Annotated in this window: 21 protein-coding genes; 3 read left to right on the plus strand and 18 right to left on the minus strand. The window is 66.8% G+C overall.

All coding sequences use genetic code 11. The annotated features are described in order from the left end of the window. Positions 1-20: 20 nt before the first annotated feature. The 14 genes from VAPA_RS17155 to glpD form a co-directional block, all read right to left on the minus strand. Positions 21-299, minus strand: a complete 279-nt coding sequence (locus VAPA_RS17155; RefSeq protein WP_041946495.1) for an acyl carrier protein — start codon at positions 297-299, stop codon at positions 21-23. Further along, positions 293-1,450, minus strand: coding sequence for an ABC transporter permease (locus VAPA_RS17160; protein WP_021008032.1), 1,158 nt, complete (start codon positions 1,448-1,450; stop codon positions 293-295). The genes VAPA_RS17155 and VAPA_RS17160 overlap by 7 nt, the downstream gene beginning before the upstream one ends. An 8-nt stretch (positions 1,451-1,458) precedes the next feature. Then, on the minus strand, positions 1,459-2,367 hold the full coding sequence (locus VAPA_RS17165) for an ABC transporter ATP-binding protein (protein ID WP_021008033.1): 909 nt from the start codon (positions 2,365-2,367) through the stop codon (positions 1,459-1,461). 332 nt (positions 2,368-2,699) lie between these two features. Beyond that, positions 2,700-3,680 (minus strand): BtrH N-terminal domain-containing protein, encoded by a 981-nt coding sequence (locus VAPA_RS17170; RefSeq protein ID WP_021008034.1) that lies wholly within the window; start codon positions 3,678-3,680, stop codon positions 2,700-2,702. Further along, entirely contained in the window at positions 3,677-4,072 is a 396-nt protein-coding gene (locus VAPA_RS17175; RefSeq protein WP_021008035.1) for a hypothetical protein, read from the minus strand. The genes VAPA_RS17170 and VAPA_RS17175 overlap by 4 nt, the downstream gene beginning before the upstream one ends. 1 nt (position 4,073) lies before the next feature. After that, complete coding sequence (locus VAPA_RS17180; protein ID WP_021008036.1) at positions 4,074-5,207, minus strand: beta-ketoacyl-ACP synthase III; 1,134 nt, start codon at positions 5,205-5,207, stop codon at positions 4,074-4,076. After that, the gene (locus VAPA_RS17185) at positions 5,197-6,177 is read right to left on the minus strand and encodes a hypothetical protein (RefSeq protein WP_041946146.1); all 981 of its coding nucleotides are present in this window, start codon (positions 6,175-6,177) and stop codon (positions 5,197-5,199) included. Before VAPA_RS17185 ends, VAPA_RS17180 begins: the two co-directional genes overlap by 11 nt. 162 nt (positions 6,178-6,339) lie before the next feature. Further along, positions 6,340-8,070: an ABC transporter substrate-binding protein gene (locus VAPA_RS17190; protein ID WP_021008038.1), complete on the minus strand. Its 1,731-nt coding sequence runs from the start codon at positions 8,068-8,070 to the stop codon at positions 6,340-6,342. A 95-nt stretch (positions 8,071-8,165) separates the two neighbouring features. Next, positions 8,166-8,474, minus strand: a complete 309-nt coding sequence (locus VAPA_RS17195) for a DUF2160 domain-containing protein (protein WP_021008039.1) — start codon at positions 8,472-8,474, stop codon at positions 8,166-8,168. A gap of 16 nt (positions 8,475-8,490) precedes the next feature. After that, positions 8,491-9,303 (minus strand): carbohydrate ABC transporter permease, encoded by an 813-nt coding sequence (locus VAPA_RS17200; RefSeq protein WP_018907388.1) that lies wholly within the window; start codon positions 9,301-9,303, stop codon positions 8,491-8,493. A 319-nt stretch (positions 9,304-9,622) separates the two neighbouring features. After that, on the minus strand, positions 9,623-10,513 hold the full coding sequence (locus VAPA_RS17205) for a carbohydrate ABC transporter permease (protein WP_021008040.1): 891 nt from the start codon (positions 10,511-10,513) through the stop codon (positions 9,623-9,625). A 61-nt stretch (positions 10,514-10,574) separates the two neighbouring features. Continuing rightward, entirely contained in the window at positions 10,575-11,645 is a 1,071-nt protein-coding gene (locus VAPA_RS17210) for an ABC transporter ATP-binding protein (RefSeq protein ID WP_021008041.1), read from the minus strand. A 2-nt stretch (positions 11,646-11,647) separates the two neighbouring features. Beyond that, positions 11,648-12,721, minus strand: a complete 1,074-nt coding sequence (locus tag VAPA_RS17215; protein WP_021008042.1) for an ABC transporter ATP-binding protein — start codon at positions 12,719-12,721, stop codon at positions 11,648-11,650. Next, the gene (gene glpD / locus VAPA_RS17220; protein ID WP_021008043.1) at positions 12,721-14,394 is read right to left on the minus strand and encodes a glycerol-3-phosphate dehydrogenase; all 1,674 of its coding nucleotides are present in this window, start codon (positions 14,392-14,394) and stop codon (positions 12,721-12,723) included. Before glpD ends, VAPA_RS17215 begins: the two co-directional genes overlap by 1 nt. Before the next feature lie 121 nt (positions 14,395-14,515). Between glpD and VAPA_RS17225 the strand changes: the two genes are divergently transcribed. Both VAPA_RS17225 and glpK read left to right on the plus strand, forming a co-directional pair. Then, entirely contained in the window at positions 14,516-15,283 is a 768-nt protein-coding gene (locus VAPA_RS17225; protein WP_021008044.1) for a DeoR/GlpR family DNA-binding transcription regulator, read from the plus strand. A gap of 351 nt (positions 15,284-15,634) precedes the next feature. Then, positions 15,635-17,128 carry a glycerol kinase GlpK gene (glpK, locus tag VAPA_RS17235; RefSeq protein WP_021008046.1) on the plus strand — a complete coding sequence of 498 codons (1,494 nt, stop codon included), beginning with the start codon at positions 15,635-15,637 and terminating at the stop codon, positions 17,126-17,128. A gap of 20 nt (positions 17,129-17,148) precedes the next feature. Here glpK and VAPA_RS17240 read toward each other — a convergent pair whose 3' ends face one another. Continuing rightward, a complete protein-coding gene (locus VAPA_RS17240) occupies positions 17,149-17,610 on the minus strand; it encodes an SH3 domain-containing protein (protein ID WP_021008047.1) in 462 nt (153 codons plus the stop codon). A gap of 204 nt (positions 17,611-17,814) precedes the next feature. Here VAPA_RS17240 and VAPA_RS17245 point away from each other — a divergent pair, with 204 nt between their 5' ends. After that, the gene (locus VAPA_RS17245; protein WP_196232512.1) at positions 17,815-18,267 is read left to right on the plus strand and encodes a hypothetical protein; all 453 of its coding nucleotides are present in this window, start codon (positions 17,815-17,817) and stop codon (positions 18,265-18,267) included. Positions 18,268-18,340: 73 nt separating this feature from the next. On the opposite strand, the gene VAPA_RS17250 is transcribed toward VAPA_RS17245, so the two are convergent. The 3 genes from VAPA_RS17250 to VAPA_RS17260 form a co-directional block, all read right to left on the minus strand. After that, positions 18,341-19,297, minus strand: coding sequence for an alpha-E domain-containing protein (locus VAPA_RS17250; protein ID WP_021008049.1), 957 nt, complete (start codon positions 19,295-19,297; stop codon positions 18,341-18,343). An 11-nt stretch (positions 19,298-19,308) separates the two neighbouring features. Next, entirely contained in the window at positions 19,309-20,802 is a 1,494-nt protein-coding gene (locus VAPA_RS17255; protein WP_021008050.1) for a circularly permuted type 2 ATP-grasp protein, read from the minus strand. A gap of 91 nt (positions 20,803-20,893) precedes the next feature. Next, the gene (locus tag VAPA_RS17260) at positions 20,894-23,365 is read right to left on the minus strand and encodes a DNA internalization-related competence protein ComEC/Rec2 (protein ID WP_021008051.1); all 2,472 of its coding nucleotides are present in this window, start codon (positions 23,363-23,365) and stop codon (positions 20,894-20,896) included. Positions 23,366-23,501 lie beyond the last annotated feature (136 nt).

Below are 23,501 nucleotides of genomic sequence, written 5' to 3' on the forward strand. Positions count from 1 at the left end.
GTGCACCCTTGACGCTGCGCTCATGCCTTGCCCGCTTCCACCAGGTGGTCGGCCAGATGGGCAATGGAAGTGAGCGCGCGGCGCGTTTCCTTGCTGTCGGGCATGCGCACGCCAAAGCGCTGCTGGATCGTCATCGACACCTGCAGGGCGTCGAGCGAATCGAGGTCGAGCCGGGCCTCGGGCCCGAACAGCGGCTCGTCGTCGCCAAGGCCGCCCGGCGGTGCGTCTTTTTCGACGGCCTCGAGCACCATGGCTTTCAGGCTGGCGATGAATTCAGCAGAATGGGAGTGGGTCACGATGCGCGCCTGCGAAACAGAAAGACGGCCAGCAGGAACATGGCGGCCGCAAATACCACGAGCCTGCCGACCTGCGGCAGGGTGTCGGCCACGCCGCCGCCGCGCAGCAGCACGGTGAGCAGCGCCTCCAGCCCCCAGTTCATCGGCGAGATCTCGACCAGCCGCTGCATGAAGCCCGGCATGACGAACTTCGGCACCATGATGCCGCCCGCCGCCGCCATCAGCACGTTGACCATCGGCCCGATGGTAGCGGCCTGCGCATGGCTGCGCACCGCGCACGCGAGCGCCAGCGACAGGCTCACCGCGGCCAGGCTCACGGCCGCCAGCGCCAGCACCAGCGCCCCCCAATGGATACCCGCGAGCGAAAGCGCGTCGCCGCCGATCAGCGGCATCAGCCAGATGCCGGCAGCCAGCATCAGTACGGCCTGCAGCGCGTTGACGCCCAGGTAGGGCAGCGCCTTCGACATCAGCAGCATGACGCGTGACACGCCCAGGCTGCGCAGCCGGCCCAGCGCGCCCGAGCTGCGTTCCTGCACGAACAGGCTCGAGAGCGAGGCGACCACGAAGAACATGCCGAACACCAGCCACGCCGGCACGTTCTGCTGCACCGAAGTGGGCCGCGGCCCGGCGGTGGCATAGCGCTCGGCATTCACCAGCGCCTGGATCGAGGCACCCGGCGGCGGACCGGAGGTGCCGGGCACCGCCAGCGCCAGGCGCGCCTTCAGTTCGCCGGACGCGCCGACGAGTTCGGCCCGCAGCGCGTTGAACAGGTTGGCGTCGATGCCGGGCTCCGTCAGCAGACGGATGTGGGCCTGGGTCGACAGCGCGGCCGATTCGAGTTCCGCCGACAGGCCGGGCTCCAGCACGATCACGTACTTGAGCGCGCCGCTTCGCAACTGCGCCTGCCAGTCGGCATCGAGGGCCTTGGGCGCGCCGTGGCTGCGCTGCCAGATCTGCTGCAGCCACTGCGCCGGTGTCCCGGTGTCGCGCCGGTCGACCGCATAGCTCAGTTCGGCGAGCGGCGGCCGGTAGATGTCCTTCAGCGTGAGCGACATCAGAACGATGAAGACCATCGGCATCAGGAACAGCGCCGCCAGCCCGTGCATGTCGCGCACGAGTGCGAGCAGTTCCTTCTTGATGAGCGCGAAGAGCATGGTGTTCTTCAGTCGCGCAGGGACCGGTGGGTGAGTGCCATGAAGAGCTGCTCGAGGTCGTGGCGGCCGAACTCGGCGTGGCGCACCTCGATGCCTTCGGCCTCCAGGGCCTGCAGAACCGGACCGGGGCCGGTGCCTTCGCGCAGGTGAATGCGCCAATGCGCGCCGCCCTGCTCCACCGTGCCAAAGCGCGAGAGCATCTGCGCGTCGAGCCCGTCGGCCGCCAACGTGAGCAGCATCGCGCTCTTCGACAGCAGTTCCTCGAGCGCGCCTTCGCGCAGCACGCGGCCATGGTCGAGGATGGCCACGCGGTCGGCAATGGCCTCGATCTCTTCCATGTAGTGCGAGGCATAGATCACCGCCGCACCCTGCTGCGCCAGGCTCTTGATGGCGTCGAGGATGAAGGCGCGCGACTGCGGATCGACGCCCACCGTGGGCTCGTCGAACAGCATCAGCTCGGGCTCGGGCAGCAGCGCGATCGCCAGGTTGAGGCGGCGCTTGAGGCCGCCCGAGAGCCGCTCGGCGCGCACGCCGGCGAACTGTTCGAGCTGGGCAAAGTGCGTGCAAGCGTCGATGCGCTCCTTCTTGCGTGCGCCGGCGAGGCCGCCCGCCGCGGCGAAGCATGCGAGGTTCTCGGCCACGGTGAGCATCGGATAGAAGGCCTGGTCCTGCGGCGCTACCGCGATGCGCGTGGGTGCCTTGGCGCGCACTTGCTGCAGCGGCTGGCCGTCGATGCGGATCTCGCCCGACTGCACGGCCAGTGCGCCCGACAGATGCGAGATCAGCGTGGTCTTGCCCGCGCCGTTGGGGCCGAGCAGGCCCATCACGCAGCCCCGGGGCACCGCGAGCGAGACGTCGGCCAGCGCGGCCGAGTCGGCGTGCGGATAGCGGTGGCCTAGGTTCTTCAGTTCCAGCATCGGGCTGCTTGCCGCTCTTGTTCGGGGCGCTGCTGTTCCTGTTCGGGGCGCGTGCACAGGCCACCGGGTACTCCCCTCCGCGAATGTCCCCCGCCTTCGGCTCCTCCTTGATTTCGCTGCGGGGAGCACCCGATGCCCTGTGCACCTGGGCACGCTCTGGGTGCACAGCCGATCAACGACCGCTCCGCATAACGCTCCCGTCGATGGGGTGCCTTGCGCAGCGAAATCAAGGAGGAGGCCGCAGGCCGGGGGACATTCGCGGAGCAAGGTACCCCGTCGGCGGGAGCGCGCCCCGAACAATGCCCCACGCGACGAACAGAAGAAGATCCCATTCAGGCAACAACGGCCCTGAGGTCGCGAAAGAAGGTTTCTTCCTGCTGCGCCTGCTCGCGTAGCTTGCCGGCCAGCGCAGCGGGATCGACCGGCTCTCGGCCCTTCACCATGCGCGCTGCCTTCAATGCGAACGCTCGCCAGCCGTCGCCGATGGCGATCAGCCGCTCGGACATCTGCTGCAGCTGCGGCTTGTCGAGCAGCTGCGCCGCCTCCTGCAGGAAGCCCGCGTAGATGAAGCGGAATCCCGCCCCGCCCGTGCCGATTTCTTCCTGCATGCGCACCACATGGCCGATGAAATCGACACTGCGCGGATCGCCCGGCGGCAGCTTCTGCATGCGCCTGGCCAGCGTGCGCATGCCGCGCACGCCGACGATGGGAACCGGCGCGAGCATGGTGCGCACCGTCTTTCGGATCGCCTTGGTCACCGATGCCGCATCGACCGTCTTGCGCTCGATGGCCTGCGGGTAGTACATGAGGCCCTTGGGCGCGAGCACGCCCTTGGCGAAGCGCGCACGCGAAAGATCGGCGCTGGCGCAGCGCACCGGTTCTTCGAACACCGGGTCGCTGATCAGGTAGTCGTCGCCGTCCTTGCCGTACACCAGCAGGTTGTGCGCATTGAAGTGGAAGCGCATGTTGGGCGGAAAGTACGGCAGCCAGTAGACCGAGGTCTGCAAGCCCACGATCTGCCCGCCCGCGAGCAGCGCATCGAGGCGCTGCGCACCGGCCTCGGCGCTGCGGAAGGTCTCGAAGCGAAAGCGCGCGGCCATCGGCGCCAGGAGGCCCTTGATGATGGCCTTGGGCGGCATGCGGTACGAGATGAGCGGCAGACCCGAGAGCTTGATGAATGGCAGGTAGGCGAACGACAGCGCCGACGACAGGCCGAGCGCCATGCTCTCGGTCATGGGCACGCCGTGGTGGCGCATGAGGTTCGAGATGACACCGCTTTCGCAATGCGCCGCTTGTTGGTGTTCGAATTTCACGGCAGGCCCTGCAAGGTGGAAACGGGAAGCCCCAGCGCCTCCGAATAGCGCGCCAGATGCTTCTGCGGCAGCGCTGCGAAGTGCTTCGGCTTCAGGTGGCGCCGCACGCGCCATTGCCAGAAGCCGCTGGTCTGCGAGAGCAGCGCCACGTCCATGCGGCGCTCGTACATCCAGTATTCGAGCGGCGACGCAAGCCCCCGGGCCACGCGTTCCTTCGCGTCCCGGGCCTGCTCGACCAGCACGTCGACCGCGTGGCTGGTGACGATTTCCTCCGCCTCCCAGCCGCGCGAGCGGGTGGTGACCACGCGGCCCTGCGCGTCGCGCGCGTACATGAGCTTGGCGTGGCCGTCGAGGGTGGCGTTGCCTTCTTGCGGAACGGCGTCGAGGTCCATGTCACACAGCTTCCATGTAGATGAAGCCGCTCGAGAAGCGGCCGCTTTCGGGCACGAACATCAGCAGCTTGTGGCCGGGCTTGATACGGCCCGAGCGGAACAGTTCGTCGAGCATGATGTAGGGCGATGCCGATCCGGTGTTGCCCTTGGTCGCGAGGTTGCTGAACCAGCGCTCGCGCGGAATGGCAAAGCCCATCGACTCGAGGCAGCGGCTCACGGGTTCGACGAAATAGCCGGACGACAGGTGCGGCAGGAACCAGTCGACGTCCGCTGCCTTCAGGCCGCGCTTCCCGACGATGGCCGCCAGCGGCTCGCCCAGCGTGGCGCGCACGATGTTCTCGTTGAGCAGGCGCACGTCCTGCTTGACGGCGAAGGTCGACTCGCGCCGCCAGTCTTCGGGATCGGTGCGCGCCCAGCCGTCGAGCCCGCCCTCGGCATTCTTGTCGGCGCCCGCATACATGCACACCGGCAGCTCGTGAGCGGCGGAAGACAGGTCGATCCATTCCACGCGCAGCGACAGCGGGCCGCGCGGCTCGCGCTCGAGCAGCACCGCGCCGGCGCCGTCGGAAAGCATCCAGCGCAGGAAATCCTTCTCGAAGGCGAGTTCCGGCCGCTCTTCGAGCGCCTGGAGCTTGTGTTCGAGCTCGGCTTCGAACCTGGAGCTGCGCATCACGGCCGAGGCCAGTTCCGAGCCGGTGGCCACCGCCCGCCGCGCATCGCCCGAACGCACCGAGAGCCACGCGTGCTTGAGCGCCGTGGTACCGGCCAGGCAGATGCCCGCGCAAGCCACGACCTCGAGGCGCGGCCAGCCGAGCTCGCCATGCACCATCACCGCGTGGTTCGGCATCAGCTGGTCGGGCAGCGAGGTGCCGGTGGCGAGGCAATCCACCGGGCCGACGTCGCCGAGCGCCCGGATGGCCGAGGCGGTGAGCTGCGCATTGCTCATGGCGAGCCGGCCGGTGGCCCGGTCGATGGCGTAATGGCGCGACTGGATGCCGTTGCTGCGAAGAATCAGCCGCCGCGCGCGCGAGGCCTTGCCGCCGATGCGGCCGAGGACGTCTTCGATGTCTTCATTGCTGACCGGGGAAAAGGGCAGAAAGGCGGCGGTGCGGGTCAGGAAGACTTCAGTCGTCATAGAGGGGGGAACGGTCCGTGGCCGAGCCCGAAGGGCGTTCGAAGCTGGCTGTCATTTTAGTCAGCCACCCCTTGAACAACGGCCGCAGCAACGCCTGGAGGGTCAAGCTCACCGGGACGACCGTGACAATGAGCACGAGCAGGAACACCACATAGAGCAGCAGCAGCGGCTTGCGCTGCCAGGCGGCGGGCCGGCCCGCCGCCATGATCAGCTTGCCCCAGAGGAAAAAGCTGCGCGTGCCGGCCTTTTCGCTGATGAGAAGCCGCGCATCGGCCTGCACCGCACCCAGACCCGCGAGCAGCGGCTGCGATCCGCGCTCCCGGTCGCCGTGCAGCGCCTCGCGCAGCGCCCGGCCGAAACGGCCCGCGCCCCGGATCTGTGCGTCGCTCAGGCCCGCGTCGGGCATACCCCAGAAACCGCGCTTGCGGCCCCAGATCAGCCAGGCCGGCGTGGTGAAGAAGGTGGCCAGCGTCGGGCCGGGATCGGTGAGCACCACGTTGTCGATGAGGCGCGCGCCCACCGCGTCGAGCAGGCCCTTGAGCTTCTCATGGGCCAGCAGCCACATGTTGCGGCAGGCAATGACCGTGACCACCGGCTTGCCCTCGAGCAGGCGCCGGGCCAGCGGATGCTTGAGAAAGGCGACGATCGGCTGCGACGGCGCCAGGAACCACACCTGGTACGGCAGGATGACGAGGTCGAACTGCTCGTCGCCCGTGAGCGAGAGCGGCGCGAGCGGCGGCGGCTTCATGTGGGCCGACTCCGGGAACGCGTCGAAGAAGGTCAGGAACGGCCAGGGGAACGGGAAATCCGCCTCTGGGCGCAGGGTCTCGACGTGCACGGAAATCCCCGGGTCGGCCCTGAGCGGCGCGACGATCTGCTCGGCGACGCTCCCGAGCTGGCCGGTCTGCGAATAGTGGATCACCAGGACACGCTTGATGCGCGCGGCGGGGCTGGAAATGCTTGAGTTCACTTGCTGGGGCGAGGCGGGGGCCGTCGAATGTAAGCCAACCCTAGCACTGGCGCATCTGCCATTGGTCATGCCGTCGCGTCGACCCCACGAATGAACAAAAAAAGGGCCGCACCCTTCGGCGCGGCCCCTCGAGAGAGCGCTGTCCTGCAAGAAAGCAGCGGGTCAGCGCGCCTTGCCTTCCTTCCAGGCCGTCAGCATCTTGCTGTACTCGATCGTCTCGCCCTTGGGCTTCTCGTTGGCCAGCTTCTTCCACGGGGCGTTCTTGTCGCTCAGCCACTTGTTCGGATCGCCCTTGGCATTGAGCTTGGGCGCACAATGGGCCATGCCGGCGCGCTGCAGGCGGGCCATCACGTTGTCCATCTCGTCGGCCAGGTTGTCCATTGCCTTCTGCGGGGTCTTCTCGCCCGTGACGGCCTCGGCCACGTTCTTCCACCAGAGCTGCGCGAGCTTCGGATAGTCGGGCACGTTGGTGCCGGTGGGCGTCCATGCCACGCGGGCCGGGCTGCGGTAGAACTCGACCAGGCCGCCGAGCTTGGGCGCCATGTCGGTCATTGCCTTCGACTGGATGTCCGATTCGCGGATCGGGGTCAGGCCCACGATGGTCTTCTTGAGCGAGACGCTCTTGGACGTGACGAACTGGGCGTAGAGCCAGGCTGCGGCGGTCTTGTTGGCGTCGTGGGCACTGAAGAAGGTCCACGAGCCCACGTCCTGGTAGCCGTTCTGCATGCCCTGCTTCCAATACGGGCCGTTCGGGCCGGGCGCCATGCGCCACTTGGGCGTGCCGTCCTCGTTCACCACGGGCAGGCCCTTCTTGGTCATGTCGGCCGTGAAGGCCGTGTACCAGAAGATCTGCTGTGCGATCTGGCCCTGGGCCGGTACCGGCCCGGCTTCGCCGAAGGTCATGCCTGTGGCTTCCTTGGGCGCGTACTTCTTCATCCAGTCGATGTACTTGGTGAGCGCATACACGGCAGCCGGCGAATTGGTGGCACCGCCGCGCGAGACAGAGGCGCCCACCGGCGTGCACTTGTCGTCGGCCACGCGGATGCCCCATTCGTCGATCGGCATGCCGTTCGGAATTCCGATGTCCGCAGTGCCTGCCATCGAGAGCCAGGCGTCGGTGAAGCGCCAGCCGAGCGACGGATCTTTCTTGCCGTAGTCCATGTGGCCGTAGATCGGCTTGCCGTCGATGGTCTTCACGTCGACGCTGAAGAACTCGGCGATGTCCTCGTAGGCGCTCCAGTTGAGCGGCACGCCCAGGTCGTAGCCGTACTTGGCCTTGAACTTGTCCTTCAGGTCCTTGCGGTCGAACAGGTCGGCGCGGAACCAGTACAGGTTGGCGAACTGCTGGTCGGGCAACTGGTAGAGCTTCTTGTCCGGCGCCGTCGTGAAGCTGGTGCCGATGAAGTCCTTGATGTCCAGACCCGGATTGGTCCATTCTTTGCCCGTCCCGGCCATGTAGTCGGTCAGGTTCATGATCTTGCCGTAGCGGTAGTGCGTACCGATCAGGTCGGAGTCGGAAATCCAGCCGTCGTAGATCGACTTGCCCGACTGCATCGAGGTCTGCAGCTTCTCGACCACGTCGCCTTCCTGGATCAGGTCGTGCTTGACCTTGATGCCGGTGATTTCCTCGAAGGCCTTGGCCAGCGTCTTCGACTCGTACTCGTGCGTGGTGATGGTTTCCGACACCACTGAAATCTCCTTGACGCCCTTCGTCTGGAGCTTCTTGGCGGCATCGATGAACCACTTCAACTCTGCGGTTTGCTGATCCTTGGTCAGGGTCGACGGCTGGAATTCGCTGTCGATCCATTTCTTGGCTTCGGCTTCGCCTGCCGAAGCGCTTTGCGCGGCGAACATCGCCGCTGCCAGTGCCAATGCCGTGTAGCGCATCTTCATGAGTCTGTCTCCTCGATTGAAAGCTTCCCCGGTTTTTTCGATCGCGGCTCCGGGGAGGCGGAGAGCCGGTCGCGTCTGAAAACCAATTCCTGGGCCTAGCCCTTGCGCATCACCAGTGCCAGAAGAAACATCGACAGCACGAAGCTGATCCAGATCGAGGGCTCTGCTTCGAGACTCATCCATTCCTGGAACTTGCCCGCCAGGCCGATGAAGATCAGGTTCACATAGGCCGCAGCCAGCAGCCCGATGAAGAGCCGGTCGCCGCGCGTGGTGGCAATCGGCAGCCAGCCGCGCCGCATGGTGGTGGGCGACTTGAACTCCCACACCGTCATGCCAACCAGCATGAGCGCGATGCAGATGAAGAAAACGGCCACCGGGGTGGTCCAGACCATCCAGTCGAACATGTCTTTTCGCCTCCTCTTAAACGCGGCCCATCGCGAAACCCTTGGCGATGTAGTGGCGCACGAACCAGATCACGATGGCGCCGGGCACGATGGTGAGAACGCCGGCGGCGGCCAGCGTGGCCCAGTCCATGCCGGAGGCGCTCACGGTGCGCGTCATCGTCGCGACGATGGGCTTGGCGTTCACGCTGGTGAGCGTGCGCGCGAGCAGCAGCTCGACCCAGCTGAACATGAAGCAGAAGAACGCCGCCACGCCCACGCCGGCCTTGATGAGCGGCAGGAAAATCTTCACGAAGAAGCGCGGGAACGAGTAGCCGTCGATGTACGCCGTCTCGTCGATCTCGCGCGGAATGCCGCTCATGAAGCCTTCGAGGATCCACACCGCCAGCGGCACGTTGAACAGCAGGTGCGCGAGCGCCACGCCCAGGTGGGTGTCCATGAGGCCGACGGTGCTGTAGAGCTGAAAGAACGGCAGCAGGAACACCGCGGGCGGGGTCATGCGGTTGGTCAGCAGCCAGAAGAAGACGTGCTTGTCGCCCAGGAACGAATAGCGCGAGAACGCATAGGCCGCCGGCAGCGCCACGGTGAGCGAGATCACGGTGTTGATGGCCACGTAGATCAGGCTGTTGATGTAGCCCGAGTACCACGACTCGTCGGTGAAGATGCGCGCGTAGTTGGCCCAGGTGAGCTCGTGCGGAAAGAACGAGAAGCTGGAGACGATTTCCTCGTTCGTCTTGAAGCTCATGTTGACCATCCAGTAGATGGGCAGCAGCGCGAACAGGATGTACAGCACCAAGAAGATGCTGCGCTTGCGGAATCTCTTATCGTTCATGTCGGTTGCTCCATGGCATGTTGTTCTTGTTCTTGTCGCTTTTTTGGCTCTTGTTCAGGGCGCGTGCACAAGCCGGCGGGTACTCCCCTCCGCGAATGTCCCCCGGCCTGCGGCCTCCTCCTTGATTTCGCTGCGGGGAGCACCCGATGCCCTGCGCACCAGGGCACGCTCTGGTTGCACGGCTGATCAACGACCGCTCTGTCCAACGCTCCCGTCGATGGGGTGCCTTGCGCAGCGAAATCAAGGAGGAGCCGAAGGCGGGGGACATTCGCGGAGCAAGGTACCCCGTCGGCGGGAGCGCGCCCCGAAAAACGGCTGTTCATTGCTCGACCTCCACCGTTTGCGTCCCAACCCGCTGCATCCAGTTGTAGAGCACGAAGCAGAACAACAGGATGATCAGGAAATAGATCAGCGAGAAAGCGGCCGCCGGCCCCAGGTCGAACTGCCCCACGGCCTTCTGCGTGAGGTACTGGCTCAGGAAGGTGGTGGCGTTGCCCGGCCCGCCGCCCGTCAGGACGAAGGGCTCGGTGTAGATCATGAAGCTGTCCATGAAGCGCAGCAGCACCGCGATCATCAGCACGCCGCGCATCTTCGGCAGCTGGATGTAGCGGAACACCGCGAACTTGCTCGCGCCGTCGATGCGCGCGGCCTGGTAGTAGGCGTCGGGAATCGAGCGCAGGCCGGCAAAGCACAGCAGCGCCACCAGCGGCGTCCAGTGCCACACGTCCATCACCAGCACCGTGAGCCACGCGTCTGTCGCGCTGCCCGTGTAGTTGTAGTCGATGCCCAGCTTCTGCAGCGCATGGCCCAGCAGGCCGATGTCGGCGCGGCCGTAGATCTGCCAGATGGTGCCGACCACGTTCCAGGGGATCAGCAGCGACAGCGCCACCACCACCAGCACCGCGGAAGACTTCCAGCCCTTGGCCGGCATCGACAGCGCCAAGCAGATGCCCAGCGGAATCTCCACCAGCAGCACCGACAGCGAAAAGCCCAGCTGGCGCCACAGCGCCTGGTGCAGCTCGTCGTCGCGCATCACCGAGGCGAACCACTCGGTGCCGACGAACACGCGCCGGTCGGGCGAGATGATGTCCTGCACCGAATAGTTGACCACCGTCATCAGCGGCACGATGGCCGAGAAGGCCACGCAGATCAGCACCGGCAGCACAAGCCACCAGGCCTTTTGATTGATGGGCTTGTTCGTAGCGTTCATTGAAATACCTCCGTGCTCCGCACTGCGGTGCGAGCTTGCTTGGGGCGGCCCTGCGCTGCACTCATGCCACCAACTCCTCGTCCTTGTAATAGCAGGTGTGGGTGTCGAGCACCCGCAGCCACACGGTGTCGCCCACAGCCGGCGGCTGGTCGTCCGAGTGCAGCCGCACCTTGACCACGCCACCGTCGACCTCGGCGCTCAGCATGGCGTGCGTGCCGACGTCCTGCACCTGCTTCACCACGGCCGGCACGGCGCCGGCGGCGCCCGCGTTCGACAGGCGCAGGTACTCGGGCCGGATGCCGATCTTGAGCGCACCCTGCGGCAGTTCGCGCGTCGGCATGAGCGGCGTGCCCGCCACTTCGAGCGCGCCGTTCGCGCTCTTCGCCGAAAGAAAGTTCATGCCCGGCGAGCCGATGAAGTGGCCCACGAAGGTATGCGCCGGCCGCTCGAACAGCGCCTCGGCACTGCCCACCTGCACGGCCTTGCCGCGCGTCATCACCACCACCTCTTCGGCGAAGGTGAGCGCCTCGACCTGGTCGTGCGTCACGTAGATCAGCGTGATCTTGAGCTCGCGGTGGATCTGCTTGAGCTTGCGGCGCAGCTGCCACTTGAGGTGCGGATCGATCACCGTCAGCGGCTCGTCGAACAGCACGGCCGAGACGTCGCTGCGTACCAGGCCGCGGCCGAGCGATATCTTCTGCTTGGCGTCGGCCGCGAGGCCCGAGGCGCGCTGGTTCAGCTGGCCGCTCATGTCGAGCATTTCGGCAATCTCGCCCACGCGCTTCCTGATCTGGTCTTCCGGCACCTTGCGGTTGCGCAGCGGAAACGCGAGGTTCTCGGCCACGGTCATGGTGTCGTAGATCACCGGGAACTGGAACACCTGCGCGATGTTGCGTTCCTGCGGCGTGGCGCGCGTCATGTCGCGGCCATCGAAGGTCACCGTGCCCTGCGAGGGCACCAGCAGGCCCGAGATGATGTTGAGCATGGTCGTCTTGCCGCAGCCCGAAGGGCCGAGCAAGGCATAGGCGCCGCCATCGCGGAAGCTCATCTTGAGCGGCAGCAGCGCATAGTCGCTGTCCTGTTTCGGGTTGGGACGGTAGGCGTGGGCCAGGTCGAGATCGATGCGTGCCATAGCTAGTTTCCTTTGCGCCATGCCGGCGCGAGCGCCAGCTTTTCGCCGGCATCGAACACATAGGCTTGCGAGGCGCTGAAGTACAGCGTGATCGGCGTGCCCAACTCGAAGCGGTGCACGCCGGTGAGCTGCGCCACCAGTTCGCCGACCGCCGTCTCGACGTGAACGAAGGTGTCGGAGCCCGAGATTTCGGCCAGCTCCACCTTGCCGGGCAAGGCGATGTCGCCCTCCCCCGCGCCCACGTTCAATGCACTCGCGCGCAAGCCGACCGTGACCGCGCCCGAAACGCTTTCAGGCACGGCCAGTGCCAGCGACGGGCCGCCCGCGAGCTGCACGCGGCCGGGCGTTGCGGTGCCGGCCAGCAGGTTCATCGGCGGATCGCTGAAGGCGCGCGCCACGCGCAGCGATTGCGGCGCATGGAACACCTCGGCGGTCGGGCCGTATTGCAGCAACTCGCCCTCGTCCATCACGGCCGTGTAGCCGCCCAGCAGCAACGCCTCGCCGGGTTCGGTGGTGGCGTAGATCACCGTCGAATCGCCGGTGGCGAACAGCTGCGTGAGTTCTTCGCGCAGGCCTTCGCGCAGCTTGTAGTCGAGGTTCACCAGCGGTTCGTCGAGCAGCATCAGCGGCGCGTTCTTGGCCAGCGCGCGCGCCAGCGCCACGCGCTGCTGCTGCCCGCCCGACAGCTCGGCCGGCAGGCGGTCGAGGAACATGCCGATGTGCAGCTTGTCGGCCAGGGCCTTCACGCGCGCCTCGATGTTCTTCTCGCCGCGCAGCTTGAGCGGCGAGGCGATGTTGTCGGCCACGGTGAGCGATGGATAGTTGATGAACTGCTGGTACACCATGGCCACGTTGCGCTCGCGCACCGGCATGCCGGTCACGTCCTTGCCGTCGACCAGCACGCGGCCGGTGCTGGGCGTGTCGAGCCCCGCCATCAGGCGCATCAGGCTGGTCTTGCCGGCCTGCGTGGCGCCCAGCAGCACGGTGACCGCGCCGCTCTTGGGCGCAATGTCCTGCTCGTAGAGCCAGGTCTGCGCGCCGACCTTCTTGGTGACGCGCTCCAGAGTCAATTGCATCAGCGCTCCCCGTTGATCATGTAGCTGTTGTTGGTGGTGCGCGCCTGCAGCCAGGCGGCGACCTGCCGGCGCTCCTCGGCCGTGTAGCGCAGGCCGAGCTTCGAACGGCGCCAGAGCACGTCGTCGGCGCTCACGGCCCATTCGTTCTGCTGCAGGAAGCGCAGCTCGCGCTCGTGGAGCCCCGGCGCCACGGCTTCGCCCATGTCTTCCATGGACTTGGCATCGCCGAGCAGCTCGGCCACGCGTGCGCCGTAGGCGCGTGCCAGGCGCCGCGCGAGCCGTGCGTCCAGCCATGCATGGCGCGCCTGCACCGCGGCCACGAAGCGTTCGAAATCGTCGTCGGGCCGCGTGGCGGCGCCGATCCATGCGGAAAGATCGCCGCCGGCCAGGAAGGCGCCATCGGTCCAGGGCGGACGCTGCGCGCTCGACTGGCCGAGCATCTTGCCGACCTCGTCGGCCGCGTCCTCGGCCAGCTTGCGGAAGGTGGTGATCTTGCCGCCCCACACCGACAGCAGCGGCGCCGCGGTGGTGTTCGACTCGAGCATGTAGTCGCGCGTGACGGCCGACGGGTCGCCCGACGCATCGTCGAGCAGCGGGCGCACGCCCGAGTAGGTCCAGACCACGTCGGCCGGCTTGACCGGCTTGTCGAAATAGCGGCTCGCCTGCATGCAGAGGTAGGCGATTTCTTCCTCGGCAATGCGCGCCGCGCCGGGATCGTCGCCGTTCAGCTCGATGTCGGTGGTGCCGATCAGCGTGAACTCGTCCTGGTAGGGAATCGCGAAGATGATCCGCTTGTCGGGGTTCTGGAAGATGTAGGCGTGGTCGTGCTCGAACAGGCGCGGCACCACGATGTGGCTGCCTTTGACCAGCCGCAGGTGCCGCGTGGCCAGCGGCTCGCCCTTGGCCGACTGCGCCACGCCGCGCAGGAACGATTCCGCCCACGGCCCCGCGGCATTGACCACGGCACGGGCGCGCACCACGCGGATGCCGCCGTCCGCGGCTTCGAGCGTGGCGGTCCAGCCGTCGGCGTCGCGTTGCGCATGGACGCAGCGCGTGCGCGTGAGTATCTCGGCGCCGCGTGCCCTGGCATCGATGGCGTTGAGCACCACCAGCCGCGCATCGTCGACCCAGCCGTCGGAATAGACGAAGCCGCGCTTGAACTGCGGCTTGAGCGGCGCACCGGCCGCATGGCTGCGCAGATCGATGCTGCGCGAGCCCGGCAGCACTTCGCGCTTGGCGAGATGGTCGTACATGAACAGGCCGATGCGGATCATCCAGGCCGGCCGCATCGATGGATCGTGCGGCATCACGAAGCGCAGCGGCCACATGATGTGCGGCGCGCTCTTGAGCAGCACCTCGCGCTCCTGCAGCGCCTTGCGCACGAGCGAGAACTCGTAGTACTCCAGGTAGCGCAGCCCGCCATGGATCAGCTTGGTGGACGAGGACGACGTATGCGAGGCGAGGTCGTCCTTTTCGCACAGCACCACGCGCCAGCCCCGGCCAGCCAGGTCGCGCGCAATGCCGCAGCCGTTGATGCCGCCGCCGACGATCAACACATCGCAATCGGTTGCCGGCAGAGGCGAATTGGAGGAGAAATCGCTCACAGAAGATGGGCCCGTTGGTTCGTGACTTCGGTCACGGAAGGGCGCCATTGTATTTTCGCGTCTTTTCATTTGGATTCCTTTTGGCGCGATTTTCCCCCGAGTTTTCCCTTAGTTGGATTCGTTTTCTTTCGTTTTAAAGTGACACGGCCTGTACTCTCTAGAGAGTCTTCACGCTTTCCACGACGCCTCTGTGAACTCCAATCCGCGCCAGATCAATCTTCTCGATACCGTGCGCACGCGCGGCTCCGTCACCGTCGAGCAGCTGGCCGATATGCTGGGCGTCACGCTGCAGACGGTGCGGCGCGACGTGCAGCGGCTGGCCGACCAGGGATTGCTCACGCGCTTTCACGGCGGCGTGCGTGTGCCGAGTTCCACCACCGAGAACATCGGCTACCAGCAACGCGAAACGCTGCATGCGGAGGGCAAGGCGCGCATCGCGCGGCGCGTGGCCGAACTGGTGCCCAACGACTGCTCGCTGATCCTCAACATCGGCACCACCACCGAGGCCATCGCCAAGGCGCTGCTGCGCCACACCGGCCTGCGCGTGATCACCAACAACCTGAACGTGGCAACCATCCTGAGCGGCAACTCCTCGTGCGAGGTGATCGTGGCGGGCGGTTCGGTGCGCGCGCGCGACCGCGCGATCGTGGGCGAGGCCACCATCGATTTCATCCGCCAGTTCAAGGTGGACATCGCGCTGATCGGCGTGTCGAGCATCGAGCCCGATGGGTCGCTGCGCGACTTCGACCTGCGCGAGGTGAAGGTGGCGCAAACCATCATCGCGCAGGCGCGCGAGGTGTGGCTGGCGGCGGATGCGAGCAAGTTCAACCGGCCCGCGATGATCCAGCTGGGCACGCTGTCGCAGATCGACCGCCTCTTCACCGACGCGGAGCCGCCTGCGCCTTTTGCCGATCTGCTGCATGCGGCGCAGGTTCGGCTCGAGATCGCGCGCGATTGATTCAAATGAGAGCTCGCTCTTTTGTTCGTCGCGTGGGGCATTGTTCAGGGCGCGATCCCGCCGACGGGGTACCTTGCTCCGCGAATGTCCCCCGTCCTTCGGGCTCCTCCTTTATTTCGCTACGCAAGGCACCCCATCGACGTGATCGTTGGAAAGAGCGGTTGTTGATCGGCGGTACCCCACAGCGTGCCCCGTGTACAGAGCATCGGGTGCTCCCCGCAGCGAAATCAAGGAGGAGGCCGCAGGCCGGGGGACATTCACGGAGGGGAGTACCCGGTGATCTGCGCACACGCCCTGAACAACAGCACCAAGAACAGATGACATGACCAGACCCCGAGGACCACTCAAGCCATGACCTACCTGCTCGCTCTCGACCAGGGCACTTCGAGCTCCCGCAGCATCGTGTTCGACCGCGAAGGCCGCATCGTCGCCATCGCGCAGAAGGAGCTCACGCAAATCTATCCGCGGCCCGGCTGGGTCGAGCACGACCCGATGGAGATCTGGCACAGCCAGCTTGCCACCGCGCGCGACGTGCTCGCCAAGGCCAAGCTCCAGCCCGCGGACATCCATGCCATCGGCATCACCAACCAGCGCGAGACCACCCTTCTGTGGAACCGCAAGACCGGCCAGCCGGTGCACCACGCCATCGTCTGGCAGGACCGGCGCGCCGAACCGATGTGCGCGCAACTGCGCGACCAGGGCATGACCGCCACCATCCAGGAAAAGACCGGGCTCGTCATCGATGCCTATTTTTCCGGCACCAAGCTGCGCTGGCTGCTCGACAACGTGCCCGGCGCGCGCGCACAGGCCGAACGCGGCGAACTCGCCTTCGGCACCGTCGACAGCTGGCTCATGTGGCAGCTCACCGGCGGCAAGGTGCACGTGACCGACGTGAGCAACGCCTCGCGCACCATGCTCTTCAACGTGCACCGCAACGAATGGGATGCCGACCTGCTCAAGGCGCTCGACATTCCTGCCGCGCTCATGCCCAGCGTGCAGCCGTCGAGCTCGCACTTTGCCGACACCGATGCGGCCCTGCTCGGCCGCGCGCTGCCCATCGGCGGCGTGGCCGGCGACCAGCAGAGCGCCCTCTTCGGCCAGGCCTGCTTTGCGGCCGGCATGGCCAAGAATACCTACGGCACCGGCTGCTTCCTGCTGATGCACACGGGCGGCGAATTCCAGCCCTCGCACAACGGCCTGCTCGTGACCAGCGCCGCGCAGACAGACGCCACGCCCCAATACGCGATGGAAGGCAGCGTCTTCGTCGGTGGCGCTGTGGTGCAGTGGCTGCGCGACGGCCTGAAGGCCATCAAGGGCAGCGCCGAAGTGCAGTCGCTCGCCGAAAGCGTGCCCGACGCGGGCGGCGTGATGATGGTGCCCGCCTTCACCGGCCTCGGCGCACCCTACTGGGATGCCGATGCGCGCGGCACCATCACCGGCCTCACGCGGGGGACCACGGTGGCGCACATCGCGCGCGCCGCACTGGAAAGCATCGCCTACCAGAGCGCCGCGCTGCTGCAGGCCATGAGCCGCGATGCGGTGGCGGCCGGCGGCACGCCCGTGGCCGAACTGCGCGTGGACGGCGGTGCGAGCGTGAACGACCTGCTGATGCAGTTCCAGGCCGACCTGCTGGGCATTCCCGTGGTGCGGCCCGAGGTGATCGAGACCACAGCGCTCGGCGCCGCCTACCTTGCGGGCCTGTCGACCGGCGTCTACAGCGACGCGCGGCAGCTGTCGAAACTGTGGAAGGTGGAGCGGCGCTTCATGCCGACCATGGGCCGTGCGCAGGCCGAAGAGTCGATGGCGCGCTGGGAGCGCGCGGTGCGGCAAGCCACGGCGACCTGAGGCCCACTAACAGCGTCAGGCTACCAGCCCCAGACCAGGCGCCGCGCCACCCAGCCGGTGCCGCCGCCTTCGTGCCGGACCTTGACCCAGTCGCCCCGGCGCTCGAGCGTGCGCAGCACGTCGCCGTAGACCGCCCGCTTCACCACCGGGCTGCGTGTGCTCGGTGACCTGCGCAGCACGGCCACCTTCGCCTTCACCACGTGGTGCGGCGTCTTGCTGGTCATCGGGCGGTAGACCCATGCCTTGTCGTTCTCGAAGTCGCTGACCCGCAGCCAGTCGCCCTTCCTGCCGATGACGCGGAACGGGTAGCCCTTGCCCACGGTCCAGTGCGCTTCGTAGCGCTGGCCCGGACCGGTGCGCATGTTCAGGGTCTTGGCCGCGGAACTGACCATCTGCCGCTCGGCGGCGAACGCGGACGGCAATGCCATCCACGAGAGAACGAATGCGAGGAGCAGCGCGGGCAGTCGGCTGGATCTGAACATGGAGGGACGGTTCCTTTCTATCGGGCTTCACGAATGTCCGGCGATGCCGGGCGAGCCCGTCTGGGCCTGCGAGGCGCAATAAGTTCCGTGGGGGATATCCCTGAGTCGCCGCGCCCGCTGTCCATCGACAAACACGCCATGGCCGATACTTGCAGGATGTTGCCCAACGCAGCGCGCCATGGCGCCCCATCCGCGTCCCCGCTCATGAGACGGGCTCTGTGCCTGTTGCTGCTTGCCTGCATCGTGACGTCAGGATGCGGCGATCGCTATCCCATCGAAGACGCGCTGGACGACAGGCGCATGACCGCATCCGCCCACCTGAAAGCGCTCAATCGCTATCTGGCAGCAGGCGCGGGGAACAGACAGCTCGCGAAACAGGACAGCTGCCATCTCGTGCTGAAGAAATCCCGCAATGCGGGCCCGGGCGAGCGCCTGGTCATCGCGCTGACGAACTCGCAGGTCGATATCGATTCCGTCCCGGCGAATGACGGCCTGCGGGTCAAGGTGACGCAGTATCACGATGGCGTGCGCCGCGTATCGCTCAGGCTCGATGTGGAGAGCTGGTTCGATGCGGTGGCATGGCGTTCGCATTTCCAGCAACTGCAGCTCAAATGCAGAGACACCAGGGAGCGGGCTGCCGCACCACCACCTGCCTGAAACAGCCATCCGGAGATCGGAGCCGGGGGGCCTCGCCCCAGCACCGGCGACGCCCCTGGCTCGAGGCGTAGGCTCAGTGCGCCGGAACCAGAAAGTCCTGGCTGATCCGCCCACCGAGTTCGTTCACCCGGTCGAGGAACTGCGTGAGGTAGGCGTGCAGCCCGGTCGCAAGAATCTCGTCGACGCGTGCGTACTGCAGGTCGGCCAGCAGCTTGCCGGCGCGACGCTGGGTTTCGGCGCTCTGCTCGTTCTGCACCTTGGCGAGGTTGCTCACCACTTCCACCAGGCTCGCATGCAGCGAGCGCGGCATGTCGGCGCGAAGAATGAGCAGTTCGGCCACGCGCTCGGGCTTGATCACGTCGCGGTACACCTTGCGGTACACCTCGAAGGCCGAGACGCTGCGCAGGATGGCGCTCCAGTGATAGAAGTCGTACTCCTGGTCTTCTTCCGTGGCGGTGCCGAAGAACTCGCTGTTGAGCGCGTGGAACTTCACGTCCACCAGCCGCGCGGTGTTGTCGGCGCGCTCCAGAAAGGTGCCAAGGCGCGAGAAGTAGAACGCCTCGTCCTGCAGCATGGTGCCGAGCGTGACGCCGCGCGACAGGTGCGAGCGGAACTTGACCCATTCGAAGAACTGGGCCGGGTCGCGCTCGAAATCGCCGGCGCGCAGCATGCGGTTGACTTCGAGCCAGGTGGTGTTCTGGGTTTCCCAGGCCTCGGTGGTGAGCGCACCGCGCACCGCACGCGCGTTCTCGCGCGCGGCCTTGAGGCAGGAAAGGATCGACGACGGATTGCTCTCGTCCTTGACCATGAACTCCATCACGTCGTGAGGCGTGATCTGCTCGTACTTCTTGTTGTACGAGGGCAGCAGCTCGCTGATGGAAAGCACGCCCTGCCAGCCGTACTTGGCCACTTCGGCCGATTGGGGCAGCAGCGAGGTCTGGTAGTTGACGTCGAGCATGCGGGCGGTGTTCTCCGCGCGCTCCGTGTAGCGGGACATCCAGTAGAGATGGTCGGCGGTGCGTGACAGCATCGTTTGTGCTCCTACGATTGGCTTTGCGACTGCGTGGCCGCCTTGGGCTTGGGCGTGCGGTCGGCTTCGAGAATCCAGGTGTCCTTGGTGCCCCCGCCCTGCGACGAATTGACCACCAGCGAGCCCTCCTTGAGCGCCACGCGCGTGAGGCCGCCGGGCACCATCTGCACCTCGCTGCCCGAAAGCACGAAGGGGCGCAGGTCGATGTGGCGCGGCGCAATGCCGGCATCGACGAAAGTCGGCGAGGTGGACAGGCTCAGCGTGGGCTGCGCGATGTAGCCGTCGGGCTTGGCGATCACGGCCTTCTTGAAGTCCTCGATCTCGGCCTGCGTGGCGGCCGGGCCGATCAGCATGCCGTAGCCGCCGGCGCCATGCACCTCCTTGACGACCAGGTCCTTCATGTTGTCGAGCGTGTACTGCAGCTCGTCCTTGTTGCGGCACATGTAGGTGGGCACGTTCTTCAGGATCGGCTGCTCGCCGAGGTAGAACTCCACCATCTTGGGCACATAGGGGTAGATCGACTTGTCGTCGGCCACGCCGGTGCCCACCGCATTGCAGATGACGACGTTGCCCTCGCGGTAGGCGCGCATCAGGCCCGCGCAACCGAGCGTGGACGTGGGGCGGAACACCTCGGGGTCGAGGAAGTCGTCGTCGACGCGGCGATAGATCACGTCGACGCGCCGCGGCCCGCGCGTGGTGCGCATGTAGACGAAGTTGTCCTTCACGAACAGGTCCTGCCCCTCGACCAGTTCCACGCCCATCTGCTGGGCAAGGAAGGCATGCTCGAAGTAGGCGCTGTTGTACATGCCGGGCGTGAGCACCACCACCGTGGGCTCGGCCGTGGCGGCCGGCGCGCTGGCGCGCAGCGTTTCGAGCAGCAGATCGGGGTAGTGCGCCACGGGCGCGATGCGGTTCTGGTTGAACAGCTCGGGAAAGAGCCGCATCATCATCTTGCGGTTCTCGAGCATGTAGCTCACGCCGCTGGGCACGCGCAGGTTGTCTTCGAGCACGTAGTACTCGCCGTTGCCCTGGGCATCGGGGGCGCGCACGATGTCGATGCCCGAGATGTTGGAGTAGACGTTGTGCGGTACGTTGACGCCCATCATCTCGGGGCGGAACTGCGCGTTGTTCAGGATCTGCTCGGCCGGAATGATGCCGGCCTTGATGATTTCCTGGTCGTGGTAGACGTCATGCAGGAACCGGTTGAGCGCCGTGACGCGCTGCACCAGCCCCTTTTCCATGCTCTCCCACTCGTGGGCGGGAATGATGCGCGGCAGCAGGTCGAACGGTATGAGCCGCTCGGTGCCGGAACCGTCCTCGTCCTTCGCGCCGTACACCGCAAAGGTGATGCCGACCCGGCGGAAGATCATCTCCGCCTCTTCGCGCCGCGATCGCATCACCTCGCCGGGTTGCTTCGCGAGCCATTGGTCGTAGCGCTTGTAGTGCTGTCGGATTGCAGCCCCCGCATAGGGCAACTGCTCATACATCTCGTCGAATTTGTGCATGGAACGACCAATCTCCTTGAGCCATAGCTTAGCAAGTTCGAGGCCAGTGAAAGCCCTATGTTGAGGCGAAACGCCGTGCCGCCGCCCGCCTTCACGGCAGGCGGTGGTGCCAATAGCGGGCATTGCGCTCCCGTTCGCAGCCGACTTCGGCCGGTTCCTGGCTGCGCCACAGCGCGGCGCCGCAGGGCACGCTCTCGACCAGCTGCACGCCCTGCGCGGCATAGCGCTCGACCACCTCCGGGGCCGGGTGGCCGAAACGGTTGCGGTAGCCCGCCTGGACCAGCGCGATGCGCGGGCGCACCGCTTCGAGGAACAGCGCGCTCGACGAAGTCTTGCTGCCATGGTGCGGCGCGAGCAGCACGTCGGCGCGCAGATCGGGGGTTCGCGACACCAGCGCCGCCTCCTGCAGACGCTCGATGTCGCCGGCCAGCAGCACCGTGGCGCGGCCGTTGGCGATGCGCAGCACGCACGACACGGCATTGGGCTTGGTGAAAGACAGATAGTCGCCCGCCGCCGGACGGAGGATCTCGAAATCCACGCCGTCCCAGGTCCAGCGCTGGCCCGCCTCGCAGCGCCTGGCCGGGCGCACCGACTGCAGCGGGTGCGTGGCCTCGATCGAGCTCAACAGCGCCGCCTGCGGCTGCATCGCGAGCACCGCGGGTGCGCCGCCGGCGTGGTCGCTGTCGCGGTGGCTCAGCACCAGCATGTCCAGCCGCTCGTCGAAGGCGCGCAGCAGCGGCACGAGCACGCGATGGCCGGCATCGCTCTCGAGGCTGTAGCGCGGGCCCGCGTCGTACAGCAGGCTGTGCGTTGCCGTGCGCACCAGAACCGCGTTCCCCTGCCCGATGTCCGCGGCCAGCAGCTCGAACTGCCCCGCGGCCGGCCGGGGCGCATGCCAGAGCAGCATCGGCAAGAGGAGCGGCAGGCCCAGCGTGCGCAGCGACCCCGGCAGCCGCATCGCAAGCAGGACGCCACCCGCCACGCCGCAGGCCGCCATCCACACGGGCGGCGCCGCCATCGAGAGCGTGGCATAGGGCAGTGCGGCCAGCCAGCGCAGCAGCAGGGCCAGCAGCTGCACGGCCCAGGCCGCAAGCTCCCAGAGCGGCGGCGCCATGGCACCCAGCATCGCCAGCGGCGTGACGACCAGCGTGACCCAGGGGATCGCCATGGCATTGGCCAGCAGTCCCACCACCGACACCTGCTGGAAGAGCAGCAGGCTGAGGGGCGTCAGCGCCAGCGTGATCACCCACTGCTCGCGGAAGAACGCCAGCAGCCGAGCCGATTTTCCCGCCGCCTCCTCGGACGGCCGCATGAAGCCCGTCGCGAACAGGATGCCGACCGCAACGAAGCTGAGCCAGAAGCCGGCCTGCATCAGCGCCCACGGGTCGACGGCCACCACCACCGCCGCGATCAGCAGCCAGACATGGGGCCATGGCCAGCGCCGCCCCGTGAGCCGCAGCAGCGCCGCGGTCGCGAGCATCCAGACCGTGCGCTGCGAAGGCACGCCCCAGCCGCTGAAAAGCGCATAGAGCCCGGCCAGCAGCACGCCGCCGGCCAGCGCGGCCTGCGGCGCGGGAACGCGAAGCATCAGCCAAGCGCTGCGCCGCCACAGCGCGCCCACCGCATGCGCGGCGAGCCAGGCGAACATGGTGATGTGCAGCCCCGAGATCGACATCAGGTGAGCCACGCCGGTGGCGCGAAAGACATCCCAGTCGCTGCGGTCGATGGCGCTTTGGTCGCCGGTGACGAGTGCGGCGATGACGCCCGCCTGCCGCGCGTCGGCCACGCGTTCGAACACCGCGTCGCGCACCGCTTCCCGCGCACGCTCGACGGGATGCAGCCACGTGGATTGCAGATGCGCCGGCGCGGCGTCGCGGGCACCGGTTCGCACATAGCCGCTGGCATGCACGCCCTGCTCCCAGAGCCACAGTTCGTTGTCGAAACCATGCGGATTGAGATTGCCGTGCGGCGCCTTGAGCCGCACCGTGAGGCGCCAGCGCTCGCCCGCATGCAACGCGGCCGCATCGCCGCCCGTCGCCGCAGCACGGTTTTCCGGAGCGCGTCCCCAGAGAGAGGTGTCGTCGCGGTACCAGCCGAGCGCGATGCGCGCCGGAACGCGTGGCGCGGACCCAAGGCGTTCATCGGCCCAGCGGGCCGATTCGACATCGAGCCGAAAGCGCGTGCCGCCCTCGTTGCGCTGGGGCATCTGCGCGACCACGCCAACCACCTGCAGGTCGCGGCCCTCGAGGGCCGGATCCAGTGCGCCCTGCGCATAAGCCACCGCTCGCCAGCCCGCGAGCCCGCCGCCGGCGAGCGCTCCGCAGGCCAGGGCAACGGCCATCGCGAGCCCTGCCGGCATGCGCCAGGCGCGAGGCGGCGGCCGCCATCGCCGCGTCAGCCCGCCCAGGCCGGCCAGGCCTGCGAAGAGCAACACCGCATAGGCACCCGCGCTCCACAGCCTGGGCTGATGCAATTGCAAGGCCGCGCCGAGCAGCGATCCGCCCAGCGCAGCAAAGGCCCACGATGCCGCCACGGCGCCGCCGGACGCGCGCGCCGGCGTCACCGGCAAACTCCAGAACACATGATGCAAACCCTCCCTGTACTCACGCTCAGTGGCGCGTTAATTGCTTTGCTTCTGGGCTAGTATGCGTCTCACAAGAGACATCTTTTCGATGCAATCTCGCAGTACTGCACACAAA

Origin of the sequence: Variovorax paradoxus B4, from assembly GCF_000463015.1 — a bacterium.
GTDB classification, from domain to species: Bacteria; Pseudomonadota; Gammaproteobacteria; order Burkholderiales; family Burkholderiaceae_C; genus Variovorax; species Variovorax paradoxus_E.